Origin of the sequence: Nocardiopsis sp. ATB16-24 (assembly GCF_030271535.1) — a bacterium.
GTDB lineage: Bacteria > Actinomycetota > Actinomycetes > Streptosporangiales > Streptosporangiaceae > Nocardiopsis.
The window spans coordinates 143,790-161,365 of the sequence record NZ_JASCXJ010000002.1 but is presented as its reverse complement, the minus strand read 5'-3'; the positions used below and the strand labels follow the sequence as shown (position 1 = coordinate 161,365).

Annotated in this window: 12 protein-coding genes and 1 riboswitch; of the genes, 1 reads left to right on the top strand and 11 read right to left on the bottom strand. The window is 69.9% G+C overall.

Annotated features, from left to right (window positions below; all coding sequences use genetic code 11):
• Positions 1 to 223: 223 nt before the first annotated feature.
• Both PFX91_RS02800 and PFX91_RS02795 read right to left on the bottom strand, forming a co-directional pair.
• Complete coding sequence (locus tag PFX91_RS02800) at positions 224 to 1,252, bottom strand: carbohydrate kinase family protein (protein ID WP_285729165.1); 1,029 nt, start codon at positions 1,250 to 1,252, stop codon at positions 224 to 226.
• On the bottom strand, positions 1,249 to 2,529 hold the full coding sequence (locus PFX91_RS02795; protein ID WP_285729164.1) for an AGE family epimerase/isomerase: 1,281 nt from the start codon (positions 2,527 to 2,529) through the stop codon (positions 1,249 to 1,251). Before PFX91_RS02795 ends, PFX91_RS02800 begins: the two co-directional genes overlap by 4 nt.
• 283 nt (positions 2,530 to 2,812) lie before the next feature.
• Here PFX91_RS02795 and PFX91_RS02790 point away from each other — a divergent pair, with 283 nt between their 5' ends.
• Positions 2,813 to 3,649: an SDR family oxidoreductase gene (locus PFX91_RS02790; RefSeq protein WP_285729162.1), complete on the top strand. Its 837-nt coding sequence runs from the start codon at positions 2,813 to 2,815 to the stop codon at positions 3,647 to 3,649.
• Here the strand turns inward: PFX91_RS02790 and PFX91_RS02785 are convergent.
• From PFX91_RS02785 to PFX91_RS02745, 9 genes are all read right to left on the bottom strand, one after another.
• Positions 3,639 to 4,493: an alpha/beta fold hydrolase gene (locus tag PFX91_RS02785; protein ID WP_285729161.1), complete on the bottom strand. Its 855-nt coding sequence runs from the start codon at positions 4,491 to 4,493 to the stop codon at positions 3,639 to 3,641. The genes PFX91_RS02790 and PFX91_RS02785 overlap by 11 nt on opposite strands.
• A gap of 67 nt (positions 4,494 to 4,560) precedes the next feature.
• Positions 4,561 to 5,886, bottom strand: a complete 1,326-nt coding sequence (locus tag PFX91_RS02780; protein ID WP_285729159.1) for an acyltransferase family protein — start codon at positions 5,884 to 5,886, stop codon at positions 4,561 to 4,563.
• 353 nt (positions 5,887 to 6,239) lie between these two features.
• A complete protein-coding gene (gene nadE, locus PFX91_RS02775) occupies positions 6,240 to 7,070 on the bottom strand; it encodes an NAD(+) synthase (RefSeq protein WP_285729158.1) in 831 nt (276 codons plus the stop codon).
• Positions 7,071 to 7,214: 144 nt separating this feature from the next.
• Positions 7,215 to 7,799, bottom strand: coding sequence for a putative glycolipid-binding domain-containing protein (locus tag PFX91_RS02770; protein ID WP_285729157.1), 585 nt, complete (start codon positions 7,797 to 7,799; stop codon positions 7,215 to 7,217).
• Between the two features lie 139 nt (positions 7,800 to 7,938).
• Positions 7,939 to 9,495 carry a sodium/proline symporter PutP gene (gene putP, locus PFX91_RS02765; RefSeq protein WP_502888247.1) on the bottom strand — a complete coding sequence of 519 codons (1,557 nt, stop codon included), beginning with the start codon at positions 9,493 to 9,495 and terminating at the stop codon, positions 7,939 to 7,941.
• 770 nt (positions 9,496 to 10,265) lie between these two features.
• Positions 10,266 to 11,348 carry a ribonucleotide-diphosphate reductase subunit beta gene (locus PFX91_RS02760; RefSeq protein WP_285729155.1) on the bottom strand — a complete coding sequence of 361 codons (1,083 nt, stop codon included), beginning with the start codon at positions 11,346 to 11,348 and terminating at the stop codon, positions 10,266 to 10,268.
• Positions 11,349 to 11,451: 103 nt separating this feature from the next.
• Entirely contained in the window at positions 11,452 to 14,010 is a 2,559-nt protein-coding gene (locus PFX91_RS02755; protein ID WP_285729154.1) for a ribonucleoside-diphosphate reductase subunit alpha, read from the bottom strand.
• Positions 14,011 to 14,169: 159 nt separating this feature from the next.
• Positions 14,170 to 14,351, bottom strand: a riboswitch (cobalamin riboswitch).
• 260 nt (positions 14,352 to 14,611) lie between these two features.
• The gene (locus PFX91_RS02750; RefSeq protein WP_285729153.1) at positions 14,612 to 15,184 is read right to left on the bottom strand and encodes a tetratricopeptide repeat protein; all 573 of its coding nucleotides are present in this window, start codon (positions 15,182 to 15,184) and stop codon (positions 14,612 to 14,614) included.
• A gap of 26 nt (positions 15,185 to 15,210) precedes the next feature.
• On the bottom strand, positions 15,211 to 16,881 hold the full coding sequence (locus PFX91_RS02745) for an NYN domain-containing protein (RefSeq protein ID WP_285729537.1): 1,671 nt from the start codon (positions 16,879 to 16,881) through the stop codon (positions 15,211 to 15,213).
• Between the last annotated feature and the right edge of the window lie 695 nt (positions 16,882 to 17,576).

Sequence of the window (17,576 nt, the reverse complement as noted above, 5' to 3'; positions counted from 1 at the left end):
TTATCAAGACGTAACGTACGCGCGACCACGCACCCGCGATTCCGACAAACAGGTCAGAGAGTAGCTTTCATGAACTTTTTGCCACTTTTGGCACCAAAAGAGTCTGGAGGAGGTCCGACCGGGAGAAGGGGAGGGCTCTCGCCCTCGTTCCTCCACGACGACGGCGCCCCGGCGTCACCGTGATCGGGGACAAGCGACGCCGGGGCGGGACCACCGCAGGTGATCACACCTGGCCCGGTGTTCCCTCTCCGAGCAGTTCCTCCATGGTGGGCGGGTCGGCGCCCTCCCTGGTCACCGTGACCGCCGCCACGGAGACCGCGAACTCCACCAAGGCCGTCAGACCCGCCCGGTCCAACCCCGCCAGGCGGGCCCGCGGCTCCTCCCCCACGAGGTCGTGACGGTCCAACCAGTTCAGCAACGCGCCCATGAAGGAGTCGCCCGCGCCCACGGTGTCGGCCACCTCCGCCCTCGGCGCGGCCACCGACACCTCCATGCCCTGGAGGACGGCGAGAGCGCCCTGGCCTCCCATGGTCACCACCACCAGCGTCGGACCCGACGCGGCCAGGGCGTGCGCCGCGCGCACCGGGGACAGGTCCGGATAGAGGAAGGCCAGGTCCTCGTCGCTGGCCTTCACCAGGTGCGCCTGCGCCGCGTGTCGCAGGGCGAGCGCACGGGCCGCGTCGTGATCACCGATGACGTCCCGTCGGATGTTGGGGTCCAGGGTGAGCGTGACCCTTCCACGTTCGTGCTCCCGACGCAGCATCGCCTCGATCAGGGAGGCGCCCGGCTCACGGAACAGCGCGATCGAGGCGGCGTGCACGGCTCGCACCCCCGGTTCCAGCTGCCGGGGAAGCTCCTCCGGACGCCACCGCCAGTCGGCGGCGTCGTCCATGCGGAAGTCGTACCGGGCGGATCCGTCCGGGGCGAGCGTGGCCAGGGCCAACGCCGTCGGCTCCTCGGCGGTCAGCAGACCGGCCGGATCCAACCCCTCGGAGAGCAACCGCCCGCGGATCATCGCGCCGAAACCGTCCGACCCGATCCGGGCGAGCAGCCGGGTCGGCGTGCCCAGCCGTGCGGCCGCGACCGCGGTGTTGGCCGGCCCTCCTCCGGGCGCCGCCTTCAACACGTCCGCGCCGTGGGCGGTGGGCAGCAGGTCCATGACGTTCTCACCGACCACGACGAGCCTGACGTCGCGCTCATCCGCCCGTTCGGTCACGAAGGTCCGGTCGTTCGGGGATTCGCGCGTACTCATGAGTCCGCTCCGAGGACGGGGGCGTCGGCGGGCGCGAGCGCGGCCGCGAGGGAGGTCGACAGCCCGATCTGGGGCAGGAGTGTCGCCTGGTAGGCGTGATAGACGTCCGGCTTACCCGACCACACACCCGAGACGGGCCGGTTGTCGGGGTCCAACTCGTGGTGCCAGCTTCCGCGCGCACGGTCCACGTGGTACCGATCGGCGTAGGCCCACCAGCGCTCGTACAGGTCGGTGTAGGAGGGTTCGCCCGTGTGCTCGGCCAGGGCCCAAGCCGCCATCACGGCCTCGGCCACGACCCAGTGCATGCGCTCGCGCACGACCGGACGGTCCTGCCAGTCGAGGGTGTAGACGAAGCCGTCGGCGCCGTCCACGGCCCAGCCGCGTCGCACGGCGTGGTCGAACAGGGACTCGGCGTCGGTGCGCAGCCAGCCGGGGACGGGCTCGCCGGCCCGGGAGAGCGCGAGCTCCAAGTGGACCAGCAGCCGCGCCCATTCGAGCAGGTGACCGGTGGTGCTGCCGAAGGGGCGGAAGGGGTGGTCGGGCCGATCCCGGTTGTAGTCCGGGACGGGCTTCCAATCCGGGGTGAAATGCTCGGGCAGACGCCAGTCGTGTGCGGCGGCCACGCCGTGGATCAGCCGTTCGGTGATCGAGAGCGCGCGACGGACCCACAGGACGTCACCGGTGGCGTCGGCCGCGGCGAGGAAGGCCTCGACCATGTGCATGTTGCTGTTGGCCCCCCGATACTCCTCGGTGGTGGTCCACCCGCCGTCCCAGCTCTCCAGGACGGCGCCCGCCGACTCCTCCCAGAAGCGTTCCTCCACCACGCGCAGGGCCTCGTCGAGCAGTTCTCGGGCGCCGGGACGGCCGGCGACGGTGGCGGTGGAGGCGGCCAGGACCACGAACGCGTGCTCGTAGGCGGACTTGCGAGGAAGCTCGTGGGAGCGCTCCCGAAATGCGTTCGCGCTGGTCGTGTCCGGGGCCTGGTCGAACCATCCACCCGACTCCGCGTCACGCAGGGGGCCGTTCGCCAGCGAGGCCACGCCGTGGTCGGCCGGCCGCGTGGCGTCCGCGTCGCCACGGAGGTGGGCGAGGGAGAACACGTGGGTCATCCGCGCGGTGATCCAGGTGGCGACGGGACGGTCCTCCACCCGCCCGTCGGCGTCGAGTCGACCGAAGCCGCCAAGGACCACGGAGCCCGCGGCGAAACCGGTCAGACGCCGTTCCTCCTCGCGCAGCCGGCCGGGGCTTCCCGGGACCGGATGTGTCGATGCTGTCACTCCACTGCCTCCTCGAAGGGCTCGGTTCGCGAGTACACGCTATCCCGCGTCTCGGGCACGGCGGTAGCCCGAAGACCTCGGCCGACAGGGCGCGCCACCGCCCCCACCACGGCGGATTCCCACGCGCTGGGCGGAAGGGGCGTGTACCGCTCCAGGCCGCCTCCGGAAAACCTCGTGCGAGGGGCGCTCCGGTCTGACAGAGTCACCCTCGCCCACGGGCGGTGGCGCCACCCCTGGGGGCGACACCGTCGACCGCCCGTCCCGACTGCTCAGGAGGATTCCCATGTCCCATGCGCGTTCCCCGGCACACTCCCAGGAGGACGACCTCGCCCGCGACCCCCTCCCCCTACGCGACCGGACCGCCCTGGTGACGGGGGCCGGCAGGCGCGGCGGTATCGGCTACGCCATCGCCCGGCGTCTGGCCGCCCACGGCGCCTCGGTGATGGTGCACCACTACCGGCCGCACGACGTCGCACTCCCCTGGGGCGGTGACGACATCGACGCCGTCCTCGATGGAGTGCGCGCCGTGCTCGGCGATCCCCACGCACGCGTGGCCGACGTCGCTGCGGACCTGGAGGACCCCGAGGCGTCCGCACGGGTGGTCGAGGCGACCGTCGACGAGTTCGGTCACCTCGACGTCCTCGTGGCCAATCACGCCCGCAGCGGTGGGGACGCGCCGCTCGACGGGGTCACTCCGGAGATGCTCGACGGACACTGGGCGGTGGACGCCCGGTCTCCCCTCCTGCTCGCCCAGGCCTTCGCCGCACGGCACGACGGCCGTCGCGGGGGCCGGGTCCTGTTCATGACCTCCGGGCAGATCCACGGCGGTATGCCGGGTGAGGTGGCGTACGCGTCGGCCAAGGCCGTCCTGGCCCAGATCACGCCCACCCTGGCCGTCGAACTGGGGCCCCGGGGCATCACCGTGAACACCGTCGACCCCGGGCCGGTGCAGACCGGTTACATCGACGACGAACTCATGGGGCGCCTCCTTCCCCGCTTCCCCATGGGAAGGGTGGGGACGCCGGACGACCCGGCGAGGCTGATGGCGTGGTTGGCCACCGACGAGGCCGCGTGGATCACCGGACAGGTGATCAGCGCCGACGGCGGTTTCAGCTGTTAGCCTCCCCACCCCTACCCGCGGCGTTGCGCTCGGCGACCCTGGCTCCGCCGCGTTCGGCGGCGCGACAGGTCCACCGGATGTGCTCGACGACCGTGACCGGATCATCCGCCATGGGGATGTGTCCGCTGCCGATCAACGAGACCATCCGCGCGTTGGGCACCCGTCGGTGGGCTTGGAGGGCACTGGACGGCAGGAGCGTCCGGTCCCGGTCTCCCCAGGCGATGGTGACGGGACACTCGATGGGTCGGGCCGTGAACTCGTACTCGGCGATCAGCGGCACCAGCCGGATGTAGGGAGATCCCTTCCGCAACCCCCTGACACTGAACCGGGTGGCCTTGGCCGAGGGGGAGGAAGGGTCGCCGCGTAGGGCGATCCGCGCGACGGCCCTGGCCGGGGCGGTGTCGGCGAGGCGCTCCTTGACCGGCATCGGGACATGGGTCGCGAGCCGGGACAGGGCTCCGACCGTACGCAGTCCGAACCGGGCGAGGTCGCCGGAGAACCCGGCCGGGGAGAACACCGTCACCGAGGCGGCCACGCCCCGCACACCCAGTTCCAGGGCGATCGACCCGCCGAGCGAGTTGCCCGCCAGGTGTGGGCGGTCCCATCCGTGCAGTTCACAGAACCTCTGGACGTCGTCGGCCATGGTGAGGACGTCGTAGGGCTCGTCCTGGGCGGGCGCGGGCGTGGCGCCGAACCCGGGCAGGTCCACGGAGACGACGCGGTGGTGCTCGGCGAGCAGGTCCGTCACCGAGGTCCAGCTCTGACGTCGGTCGCCGAGGCCGTGGAGGAGGACCAGAGGGCTGCCGCTCCCCTGTTCCTCGAAGGCGATACGTGTCGGGTCCATGCGATCTCGCCTACCCGATACGAAGCGCACCACCACACCCTCACCGCCACGGGCGGCACCGTGTCCGTCAACCGCCGCCGGGGTCCCTCGTCAGCGTCACACCCGCCACCACGGCCAGCAGTCCGAGCAACGGCGACAGGCCCAGGCCCAGTCCGCACACCGTCAGTGTCAACATCCCGCCGCCGATCAGGGCCGCCGCGATCAGGACACGGACCATGCCGGGGGAGCCCTCCAGCGCCACGGGCGGGGTCTCGAACCGCACCGCCCAGTGCGCCAGCGGCACGATCAGCGGCAACAGCACCGCCGCGCCCAGCAGCCCCCACAGCAGCCACAGGCCCGTCATCGGCTCCGGAGTGTCGATCCCCAGGCCGAACACCACCACGCCCGCCACCACACTGATCGGCAGCATGTGCCACAGGTAGACCGTCATCAGTTGCGGGCACACACGGTCCAACAGGCGTGCCGGCCCCGGCTGCCGCGTCCACGCGCTGATCCGTTCCCGCGACAGCACCGCGACGCCGACCTGGAGCACGCCGACCGCCGCCAGCACCAGGGTGGGCGGGGCCACGTTCGAGTCCTCGGCGGCGAAGACACCCGTCATGTTCAGCGAGTACGGGCCGACGAACACCAGGGCGAGCGCGGCCAGGCCGCCTCCCGCCGCCATCATCGCGGCGTGACGGCGGCGGATCGTGCCGCGGGCGTAGGCGAAACCGAACTGGTGCACACCCAGCCACACGAACGCCACGTTCAGATAGCCGACCCACTGCGTGTCCGTTCCGAACCGGGTCAGGTCCACGACCGCGGCGGCGCCCAACAACGCGACCGGCACCCATCCACCGAACCGCTCCTGCGCCCGGACCAGCACGGGGGTCGCGACGACCACCAGCACGTACACGGCCAGGAACCACAGCACCATGCCCGCCGCCCCGGCGCCCACGAGCACCGGTTGGACGGGAGAGCCCCCCAGGACCAGCAGGTGCGAGGCCGCGATCCACACCACCGCCAACGGCACCACCGGCCAGGCGAGCCTGCGCAGCCGCCGGGCGAACCAGGTGGACGCGGGCACGCCCCGCCCACGGGCCGAGCGCCAGCTGATCATGTTGGCCGCGCCGCCGACGAAGAAGATCAGCGGCATGACCTGGGAGACCCAGGTCAGGAGGAAACCGCCCTCGGAGGTCAGGACGCTGCCCGCGTCGAGGCCGCCCTGCTCCCGCACCAGGACGGGCAGCCACCAGTGTTGGAGGACCACCAGGGCCATGACGAAGAGCCGGACGACGTCGAGGAACCTGTCCCTGCCCGTGTCCGACGGCGGCCGGGAGGGGGCCGCCGCCACGGTGGCGGTGGGGTACGCCGGCGGCGCGCCTCCGGGTTCCTGTTCTGCGCTCACGGTCATCGTCCGCTCCTTGGTCTTCCCGTGCGGGAACGTCCTGGGCACGCGTGCGCACAGGGATTCCACCGCACCGGGTCAGGGGATGGGGGCACGCTCTCGCACGTGTCCGGTGGCGTGTTCGCGCCAACTCCAGGGCCGATGACGCGTCGTGACGACCCTAGGCCTGGACCGACCGCGGTCGCCATGGTTCTGGCGCCACTCTTGGGCCGGCGGCCGACCCGCCCACGAAGGGTGGTGTCTGCACCACCATGGGGTGGAACACGGAGGGAGGAGGTCGTCCCAGGGACGGCCTCCTCCCTCCCGAGAAGGTCTCGCACACGGTACCGCGTACGGGCACGTCCGTGTGTCGAAGCGGCTCAGGGAGTGGTGGGCATGGCCCGCTTGTGCGCGGTCCTGCGGTACTGGCCCACCAGGGTCTCCTCCACGTGCTCCGGTACCGGAAGCCCCTCCAGGAAGTCGTCGATCTGTTCGTAGGTCAGACCGAGCGCCTCCTCGTCCGACCGCTGGGGTGTGAGCGTCTCCAGATCGGCGGTGGGCACCTTGTTCACGAGGTCCTCGGGGGCGCCCAGCGCGGCGACGATCGCGCGCACCCGACGCTTGGTCAGGCCTGCCAGCGGGACGAGGTCCACACCGCCGTCGCCGTACTTGGTGAAGAAACCGGTGACCGCCTCGGCCGCGTGGTCAGTGCCGACCACCAGCCCGCGTACGGCGCCGGAGACCGCGTACTGGGCGATCATGCGCTGCCTGGCCTTGACGTTGCCCAGGACGAAGTCCTCGGAGGAGTCGCTGTCGTAGGTCAGACCGGCGGCGGCCAGGGTCTCGGCCATGGTGTCGGTGGCGGGCTTGACGTCGACGGTGAGACAACGGTCCGGAGCGGTGAAGGCCACCGCGCGGGCCGCGTCGTCCTCGTCCTTCTGTTCACCGTACGGAAGACGCATGGCGACGTACTCGCACTCGTGACCGTTCTCCCGGGCACGGTCCACCGCGATGCGGCACAGTCGACCCACGGTGAGCGAGTCGACCCCGCCGCTGACGCCCAGGACCAGTGCGGTGGAACCGGTGGAGATCAGCCTCTCGGCGAGGAAGGCCACGCGCCGTTCGATCTCGACGTCCACGTCGAAGTGCTCGGAGACCGCGAGGTCTCGGATGATGTCGCGACGGGCATGGCTCAACTCGTTGTCGGTCACTGCGGTCCCCCGTGGATGTGGTGGTGTGCCTGCTGATTATCGCCTCTTCGGCGGTTCGGAGCGGGATCAGGGTGGAGGTCGGGCATGCCGGAGGGAGGGCGGCGGCGAGGGACGGACGGCACGGCGAGGGACGCGCCGTGCCCCTCACACGCCACTGCGCAGACGACGGGCGAAACGCTCGTAGTCGACGACCACGCCGTCGCCGTCCACCGACAGCCGGTACTCGCGGTAGAGGGGGTCACGGTAGGTGTAGCGTTCCAGGCCCTCCTCCGCGGGGTGGCGAATGTAACGCTGGCGGACTCTGCGCACCCGGAGGGAGGGGATGTCGATCCAGGCCACCTGGATGTCGCGGTGCTCGCCCGGTCGCAGGCCCAGACGCCGGATCGGGAGGGTGTTGGTGAGCGGGGTGGCCGCCACGTCCACGTCCAGACAGCCCACCAGGTCGGGCAGGGGCGTGCCTTCGGCGTCGGTCCAGTGGCCGCCCTGGACGTGGAGGGCGATGCTCTCCAGCCCTTGGGAGGACAGGACCTCGGCGCGCACCCCGCGTGTGGTCCACGCCAGGTCGGTACGGACGGTGAAGCGGGTGAGGAACCGCTCCTCCCCCATGACGACGGTCTCCCCGGCCTCCAGTCGGTAACCGTCGGGCTCGGGGATGAGCGTTCCCAGACCGAGCCCTTCGGGGACGTCGGTCCGGGTCCACACGGCTGGATGTTCCGTCAGTGACGACATGTCACCGTTCTACCGTTTCAGGGGCGAGCGCGCCAGAGCGCCAGGAATCGGGCACCCGAACGGACACCCGAAACCGGGAACCAGGGCGTGCGTGCCCCGGCAGACGGTCCTGCCGGGGCCGTGGCCTCGGTGGGGAGGGTCAGAGCCTGGCCCCCTCACCGGAGGAGGAACCGGAGCCGACCCCGCGGACTTCGGCCTCGACACGGTCGAAGTCGCTCTCCATCCGGGGGCTGACCCTGGCCAGACCGTTGAAGACGAGGATGGCGGCGACGCTCAGGACGACCGCGGGGACCATGGCGTACAGACCAAGGCCGAGGAACCGCTCGTCGATGAGGTCCCAGAGGATCGCGGTCGTACCGCCCGCGACCATGCCCGCGAGCGCGCCGGACCAGGTCATACGCCTCCAGAACACCGAGAGCACCAGCACCGGACCGAAGCCCGCCCCGAACCCGGCCCAGGCGTAACCGACCAGGTCCATCACCGACCGGTCTCCCCACAGGGCGATGGCGGCGGCGGCCAGGGCCACGGCCACCACGGTGAGACGACTGATCCACAGCAGCGTCCTCGGGTGGGCGTCCCGGTCCACGAAGGCCTTGTAGCCGTCCTCGGTGAGCGCCGAGGCGGCGACCAGCAGTTGTGAGTCCGCGGTGCTCATGACCGCGGCGAGGATCGCGGCGAGCAGCAGCCCGGCGACCAGCGGGTGCGTCAGGGACTCGATCAGACGGGGGAAGACCTGCTCGGGGTCGGCGAGGGGGGTGTCGAAGTGGGCGATGCCGACGAAGCCGACCGTCACGGCCAGGAACATGGCGGTGACCGCCCAGGTCACACTGACCACGGCGGCCTTGGGGATGTCCCGAACCGAGCGGATGCCCATGTAACGGGCGAGGATGTGCGGTTGGCCGAAGTAGCCCAGGCCCCATGCCAGACCGGAGACGATGACGACCCAGCCGAGGGTCTCGGTGCTCACCCACCGACCCAGGTCCGCGTCGAGGGCGGTGCCGCCGACCGCCGACAACAGTCCTGTGCTCCTCTCCGAGACCCCCTCGGACAGACCGCCGAAACCGCCGAGCGCGGTGAGCGCGATGACCGGGACGATCAGCAGGGCCAGCCACATCATGGCCGCCTGCACCACGTCCGTCATCGACACGGCGAGAAAACCGCCCAGCACGGTGTAGAGCACGATGATGCCCACACCGATGGCGATGGCGGGCCCGGGGTCCAGGCCGAAGACCTGGTCGAACAGGGCGGCCACGGCCACCAGGCCGGAGGCGACGTAGAAGAAGTAGAAGACGAGGATGAGGGCCGCGGAGACCCCACGCAGCAGGCGGGTGGGGTCGTTGAAGCGGTTCTCCAGGAAGGAGGAGAGGGTCAGGGAGTCGGAGTCGCCTCCGGCCCGGGAGTCGGTGACGCGTTCGGTGTACACGCGCAGCCGGGGCGCGAGGATGATCCAGCTTCCGGCGAAGCCGCAGGCCAGGCCCACGGCGATCCAGGCCTCCCCCAGTCCGGAGACGTAGATGGCGCCGGGCAGGCCGAGCAGCAGCCACCCGCTGAAGTCGCTGGCGTTGGCGCTCAGGGCCGCCACCCAGCTGTTGAGCCGCCGCCCTCCGAGCACGAAGTCCGACTGCGAGGCGGTGTTCTTGTAGGCCCAGAGCCCGATGGCCACCATGGCGGCGAGATACAGGCCGAAGGTCACCATGGACCAGACCACGGAATCGTCCACGACCGGCTCCTCCTTTCCCCGCGCGCGGGTCGGTCCCGACGCGCCGGCTCACGAATACGGCGGAGGATCCCTGCCCCCTGTTACCTGGATCACAAACTCGACGCGTGGAACGAACACCGTTTCGATACCTCGCCGAGTCCTTTGGGGACGACGGCCGGACCCGTCTGTCGCGCCATGACGGTGTGCCCTGGCCCTTCGGAGGGCGCTTCCGTCACGCTCGTTCCAGAGGGGAATCGCGGCGGATCTCTTTTTTCGAGGTCCCTTTCGCGTTCCGGTTCCCGAGAAGTCGTGCAGGCTCTCTCACGTTCGAGGGACACGCGACACCGGTAAAAGGAAGCGGCACGACGGACCGGAGGCCGGGGCTCCGGCCGGCACGTCATCCCTTCTGCCTCGTTCGAGGTCGCCCCTCGCCCTCCCCGGTGAACACCCAGGGGACCCGAGGAGGACGTTCCCCTCGCGACCCCCGCCCGCTCCGGCATTCCCCGGCTCTCAAGGAAAAGAGGCCGCGATGAGCGACCACAAGGAGACCACGTGGTCCTTTTTCCGAGAAAGTGGAGAGAACGACCTCCGTATCAAGGCGGACGGGCCGACGAAGACTCGAAGGGGAGTCTCCGTGAGGAAAGGGCGCGGCCCCGGGACACGCGCCACGTCCCGGGGCCGCCACCGCGGGAGAAGCAGCCTCCTCCCGCGGTTCCCCGCAGGGGCCACCGCTCCGCCGAAGCGGGACCCCGATCCTGCTCCGCCGGTCAGTCCCAGTCCAGGCCGCCGCCGGTCTGGTACTCGATCACCCGGGTCTCGAAGAAGTTCTTCTCCTTCTGGAGGTCCATCATCTCGCTCATCCACGGGAACGGGTTCTCCGTCTCGCCGAAGATGGGCGCCAGACCGATCTGTTCGGCACGGCGGTCGGTGATGAAGTGCATGTACTTCTCGCACAGCTCGGCGTTGAGTCCGAGCACACCGCGCGGCATGGTCTCGCGACCGTAGGCCACCTCCAGCTCACAGGCCTCGATGAGCATCTGCCGGATCTCGGCCTGGAACTCCTCGGTCCACAGGTGCGGGTTCTCGATCTTGATCTGGTTGATCACGTCGATACCGAAGTTCAGGTGGATCGACTCGTCCCGCAGGATGTACTGGTACTGCTCGGCGATGCCGACCATCTTGTTGCGCCGGCCCAGCGAGAGGATCTGCGCGAATCCGGTGTAGAACCACATGCCCTCGAAGATCACGTAGAAGGCCACGAGGTCGCGCAGGAAGGCCTGGTCCGCCTCCGGGGTGCCCGTACGGAAGTCCGGGTTCTCCAGGTTCTGGGTGTACTTGAGCGCCCAGGCGTCCTTGGCCGTGATCGAGGGCACCTCCCGGTACATGTTGAAGAGTTCGCCCTCGTCCAGGCCGAGGCTCTCACAGATGTACTGGAAGGTGTGGGTGTGCACCGCCTCCTCGAACGCCTGGCGCAGCAGGTACTGACGGCACTCGGGGTTGGTCAGCTGCCGGTACACGGCCAACACGATGTTGTTGGCCACCAGCGACTCGGCCGTGGCGAAGAAGCCGAGGTTGCGCTTGAGCATCAGGCGCTCGTCGTCGGTCAACCCGTCCCGGGACTTCCACAGCGCGATGTCGGCCTGCATGGCGACCTCGGTGGGCATCCAGTGGTTGTTGCAGCCCGCGAGGTACTTCTCCCACGCCCACGTGTACTTGAGCGGAAGCAGCTGGTTGACGTCGGCGCGGGCGTTGATCATCGCCTTGTCGTCGACGCTGACCCGGGCGGCGTCGCGCTCGATCTCGCCGAGGCCGCTGGTGATGCTCGCGCTGTTCTCCGAAACTGCGGTCATACTGGGGTTTTTCCGTTCTCCGGTCATGCCGGACACATCGTTGGTGTGACAGGGACTGGAACCGTGCGCCGGCGGCCGCGCGTGCGGCCGCCGGGGAGGTCCTTTACTGGCAGGCCTCGCACTCGGGGTCCTCGATCGAGCAGGCCTGACCCTCGACGATCTCGAACTCGTCCTCCTCCGCCGCGTTCCGGCCACCGGAGGCGGGCACGGGGGCGGGCACGGGGGCGGGGCTCGGAGCCGGGGACGGGGCGGGGCTCGGCGAGGGAGAGGCCGCGGGGGTGGCGGCGACCGCGTTGAGACGGCCGTCGGTGCCCTTGAGAGTGCTCTTCTCCACGTGCGTGGCGCTCTGCGAACGCAGGTAGTAGGTGGTCTTGAGGCCGGAGCGCCAGGCACGGCGGTACAGGGCGTCGAGCTTGCGCCCGCTGGGAGCCGCCATGTACAGGTTCAACGACTGGGCCTGGTCGATCCACTTCTGACGACGTGAGCCGGCGTCCACCAACCACTCGGGGTCGACCTCGAACGCCGTGGCGTACAGGGCCTTCAGGTCGGCGGGCACACGGTCGATGGCGCCGAGACTGCCGTCGTGCATCTTCAGCTGCGAGACCATGTCCTCGTCCCACAGGCCGCGCGCCTTCAGGTCCCGCACCAGGTAGGGGTTGACCACGGTGAAGTCACCGGACATGTTCGACTTGACGAACAGGTTGCGGTAGACCGGTTCGATCGACTGGCTCACACCGGTGATGTTGGCGATGGTCGCGGTCGGGGCGATGGCCATCACGTTGGAGTTGCGCATGCCGGTGGTCTTGACGCGCTCGCGCAGCGAGTCCCAGTCCAGGGTCCGTCCCCGGTCCATCTCCAGATCGCCACCGCGTGCTTCGGCCAGCAGCCGCACCGAGTCGATCGGCAGGACGCCCTGGCTCCACAGGGAGCCCTCGAAGGTCTCGTAGGAGCCGCGCTCGGCGGCCAGCTCCATGGAGGCCTCGATGGCGTGGTAGCTGATCAGCTCCATGCTCTGGTCGGCGAACTCCACCGCGCCCTGGGAGGCGAAGGGCCTGCGCAGCTTGAACAGGGCGTCCTGGAAACCCATCAGGCCCAGCCCCACGGGACGGTGGCGCATGTTCGCGCGGCGCGCCTCGGGGATGGTGTAGAAGTTCACGTCGATGACGTTGTCGAGCATGCGCACGGCGGTGCGGACGGTGCGACGCAGGCGCTCGGCGTCCAGGCCCTCCGGCCCCACGTGCTGGGCCAGGTTGACCGAGCCCAGGTTGCATACGGCGACCTCGTCGGCGCTGGTGTTCAGCGTGATCTCGGTGCACAGGTTGGAGGAGTGCACCACGCCCACGTGCTGCTGCGGCGAGCGCAGGTTGGACGGGTCCTTGAAGGTGATCCACGGGTGCCCGGTCTCGAACAGCATGGTGAGCATGCGCCGCCACAGGTCGACGGCCGGAAGCCGCTTGAAGACCTTGATCCGGCCGGCCTCGGCCTCCGCCTCGTAGCGGGTGTAGGCCTCGGCGAACTCGGCACCGTACTTGTCGTGCAGGTCGGGGACCTCGTCCGGCGAGAACAGGGTCCAGGTGCCGCCCTGCTCCACACGCTGCATGAACAGGTCCGGAACCCAGTTCGCGGTGTTCATGTCGTGGGTGCGGCGGCGCTCGTCACCGGTGTTCTTGCGAAGGTCGAGGAACTCCTCGATGTCGATGTGCCAGGTCTCCAGGTAGGCGCAGACCGCGCCCTTGCGACGGCCGCCCTGGTTGACCGCCACGGCGGTGTCGTTGGCGATCTTCAGGAACGGGACGACGCCCTGGCTCTTGCCGTTGGTGCCCTTGATGTGCGCGCCCAGCCCGCGCACCGGGGTCCAGTCGTTACCGAGACCACCGGAGTACTTGGACAGCATCGCGTTGTTGCTGATGCCGTGGAAGATCGCCTGGAGGTCGTCGCCGATGGTGGTGAGGAAGCAGGAGGACAGCTGCGCCCGCACGGTGCCCGCGTTGAACAGGGTGGGTGTGGAGGCCATGAAGTCGAACGAGGACAGCAGCTCGTAGAACTCGATGGCGCGAGCCTCGCGGTCGTCCTCGTTGAGGGCCAGGCCCATGGCCACACGCATGAAGAACGCCTGCGGCAGCTCGTAGCGCACCTCGTCGTTGTGCAGGAAGTAGCGGTCGTAGAGGGTCTGGAGACCCAGGAAGGTGAACCGCTCGTCGCGCTCGGGGCGCAGGGCGGCGCCCAGGCGGGCCAGGTCGAACCCGGCCAGCGCGGGGTCGAGCTGGCCGAGTTCGACACCACGGCCGACGTAGGCGGTCAGGTAGGCGGCGTAGCGCTCGCCCATCTCGGCCTGTCCGGCGGTGTCGGGGGCACCGCTGATGAAGGTGAGGGCCTCGCGGCGCAGCTTGTCCAGCAGCAGGCGGGCGGCCACGTAGGAGTAGTCGGGGTCCACCTCCACGAAGCTGCGGGCGGCCATGATCAGGGCCAACTCCACCTCGGAGTCGGAGATACCCGGATAGAAGCCACGACGGGCCTCGGTGAGGACCTTCTCCGCCGAAACACCGGTGAGCCTTTCACAGGCCTCGGTCACGACGTGCTCGATCCTGTCGACGGCGGAGGGGGGATTACCGTCGCCGGCGGTCCGGACGGATGCGGGCACGGCCTCGACGTCAAGGGTCATACAGCGGCTCCAACCTCGATAGAAGAGTCCCGGCGGGGAGGGGACACGAGAAAGCAAGGCGCGCGTCGCACGCCGGTGGACCGACGCACCGGGTGCGTACGGTCGTGGAACCGGCGGGGCGCGGCGGCTCACCCTCGAAGCCCCCGTCGTCAGCGCACGCTCCGGTGCGCACCGGTGGCAGGTATTCGGACTTGTGGACGGTCACCGTTCCGGAGGTCTCCTTGGGGGTCGGTCCGGAACCTGTGGCGGTCTTCCACTCACCGCTGCGGGGCAGTCCCGGTTTCGCACCGGGTTCCCTCTCGCCTCACCCCGAGGGGTGAACCACCAGCGGGAGAGATACTACATCTAGGGGATGGCACCCCGGTACACCGCAAGATAATGGCGTGTCGCGGGCATCGTCAGGGGTGAGTCGGGTGTCGGAGCACACCCGGGGCGTGGTATGGGAAGGCCCGCACACGTCTGCCGAACGACCGGTGTCCGCACGTCTGAGGCCCCTTGGAGAAGCCCCGCGCACGGGTTCGCGAAGGCAAGGGGCCGGGCGTGTCGCACACCCTGGACGGACGTTGGAAACCTCACGTCCCCGTTCCGCCTCGACGGGGTGTCACTGCGCGTCGAGCCGCCGGTCCAGGGCGTCCTCGTCCAGACCGAGGTCGACGCGGATGCGAAAGCGGATCCGCAGTAACTCCGACAACAGGTCGTGGACGTAGGGAGAGGGATCCATTCGCAAAAAGCGCCGCGCGCCGCGCGTGGCCCAGCGTTCGGCGCCCTCCAGGTCGTCATGGGCGTACAGTGCCTCGGCGACGTGGATGTAGGTCTGCAATCCCGGGGGGTCCTCCGACTCAAGGCGCCTGAGGTGGGTGTAGGCGCGTTCGACCTCGTTCAGTTGCAGTAGCGCTCCGGCGCTGAGGGCGTGGGCGTCGATCACCGTGGGACCGCCGTCGTCGATCGCCCGCTGGTAGGCCGCGCAGGCCCTCTCGAACTCCTGGGCCATCTCCCACTGTTCGCCCGCGCGCACGAACAGTTCCGCGCGGGAGATCTCGCTTCCGGCGTCGACCCGGTTGGCCAGGTCCAAAAGCTCCGCGGCGACGCCTTCGTGTTCACCGGATCGGACCGCGTGAAATTCCAGGCGGTCGAGTTCCGCCGTCGTCACGTGGGTCAACCGCATCGCCCCCATCCCCCACTCGCACTCCCATGCTCAGGTCAGGGTCTGGCGCGCTCCAACGCCTGCCAGAACCCTTGGCGCAACCCGTCCCGGACCTCGTCGCGCAGCAGGTAGTCGATCGGCAGGGAGGAGCCCTGAAGCAGACGGGCCTCCAGGTCGGAGGGCATCCGCGGTCTGCGGGCGAGGACCGCCTCGACCCACAGGGCGGGCGCCTCGCGAGCGATCGTCTCCGCGAAGTCGTTCCCTTCCTTGTGCGCGACATGCACCGCTTCGTCAACGGTATGCGCGGCGGAGCGTGTCCGCTGGGGATATCCAGGACTGGGACGCGGTTCCTGGTAGTGGCCGGTGCTGGACCGGCCGGCGTGTTCGGGACCAGTAGGCGGCGGCCCCCCGTAGGAGGAGGCTGCCCCACCGCGGTGGGCGGTGTCAGTTTCCGTACTGGTCCCATAGGTAGGGTTTGCGTCGTTTGCACCACCGAATCCGGGATTGTCCCCCGCACCGAACCGTGGGTCCTGAGGTGGGACGCCTCTTTGTGGTGGCGCGTGCCCCTGCTGGCCGTGCTGTGCGTCCGGAGCGAACGAGGGCTGTGGTCCGCTGCCGCCCGCGAAGGACTGTTGGGGGCCCGTCCCGCCGGCGAAGGACTGCTGGGGCCCGGTCATGGACTGCGCCGGACCGGACGCCTGCCGAGAGGGCAACCCGTAGCCCGACTGGTCGGCGCCGCGAAGCGACTGATGGCCTCCGGTGACGGGGTAGCCACCCCCCTGCCCGCCCTGGCCCGGGTGTCCTCCGGCCATGGAGGCACCGGGGTAGGAGCCGTTGCCCCCCACGTTCGGTGGTCTTTGCCCCCCGGAGGGGAAGCCGTTGGCGTCGACACCACCGGACTGTTGGGCCTCCGCGGCCGATCCGGCCAGGTGGTCGCCGCCTCCGCGCTGCTGGGCGAGGCTCCGACGCATGGCGCGCAACTGCTCCATCGCGCTGCCCTGCGGGACGGGCTGCCCACCGGTGCCGGCGAACATCGCCTCCAGATCCGCGGAGGAGGACGCGGCCGGCTCGACACGGCCGCCCCCGGGCTGGGCCGTGACGGGCTGTCTGGGGGTCTCAGGGCTCGAGCGGGCCCGGCCGTTGGAGAACGGCGTGGTGGTCTTGGCCGCGGTCTCCTGGGCGGAGCCGCCGCTGGAGAGCAGGGTGACGTGCGGACGCAGATGTCCCGCGCCGATCTCGATGAGGTCGTCGCACTCCCTGCGCAGGGAGCGGGAGATGGTCCAGTTCCCCTCGACCGAGATGTGCACGACGGTGACGCGTACGCCCATGTCCTGCACGTCGGCGACGACGGGGGCCATGTCCTCGTCACCACTGACCAGGACGGCGTCGCACAGGACACCGGTGCGGGCCAGCGTGGTGAGGTCCCGTTGGACGTAGCTCTCCACGCCCTCCCGGCGGCCGGGCCTGATGCGCGCGGCGCGGAACTTGATGCCGGGGATATCGGCGATGCCGTCCTGCTCCTGGGTTCGCCGATCATCGGCGACGGCCTCGTACCAGTAACAACGCAGGAGCGGCAGACCTGTACGGTCACGCGCGACCTCGTTGAGGAACTGGACGAGTCCGGTGTAGTCCCAGGAGACAGAGTCCCGGTTGCGGGTTCCGTGCACGGCCATCGCGCCGTCCGCGAGAAGATATCCCGCGTCAACGAACAACGCGCAACGGTCCACTGACACCGCCCCCCTTCCCTGTCGTCCTCTGGGCCATTTCCATGACCCGGCACAGCCTAGCCAATGTCCGTGTGGTTTCGCGCTCCCCTTCCGCACACGGAGAGCCACCTTCTCGCTACAGCGTGACAGGGGGCGAGGTTCCGTCTCGCCCTCGTCGGTGGGCCGTTCGGGAAAGGAGGGGTCCGACCGCGGAGCCGAGCCGTGTCAGGGGTGGTGGAGGGCGCGGCCCCATGGCCACGGCTCACCGGAGGGCGACGGGCGCGGGCGCCCGTGTCCATGGCGACACGTCGAGCGGGTCGGACCACTCCGACGCCATTCGTGGACACATCGTTGTGCGCCGAGGCCCTGTTCCCACAGGTGCCTCTGGGACCACTTTCGCCCCAGGCGGCGTGGCGCTCTCCGTACCCGGCCGTCCGGGACCGGGGTCCGCCGGTCCGGAAAGGACGGAGAGTGCGGCGGGACCGACCTGTTGCGGCCGGTCATCAGGGATCTCGCGGAACGCCGCTCCTTCCGACGAAGCCGTGTTCGCGGTCATGGACCCGCGTCGGACCCCGCACGACGTGGTGCCCTGGGGCGCATGGGCGGGTGCGCGGGCGGCCCGTGTGCGCGCCGGGTCGGTGGCCGGGAGGGTGGAGGGGCGTCCGCCCGAGGGCGGAGGCGTGGATCCGAGGGGCGGGGATCGGGCAAGGGCCCGC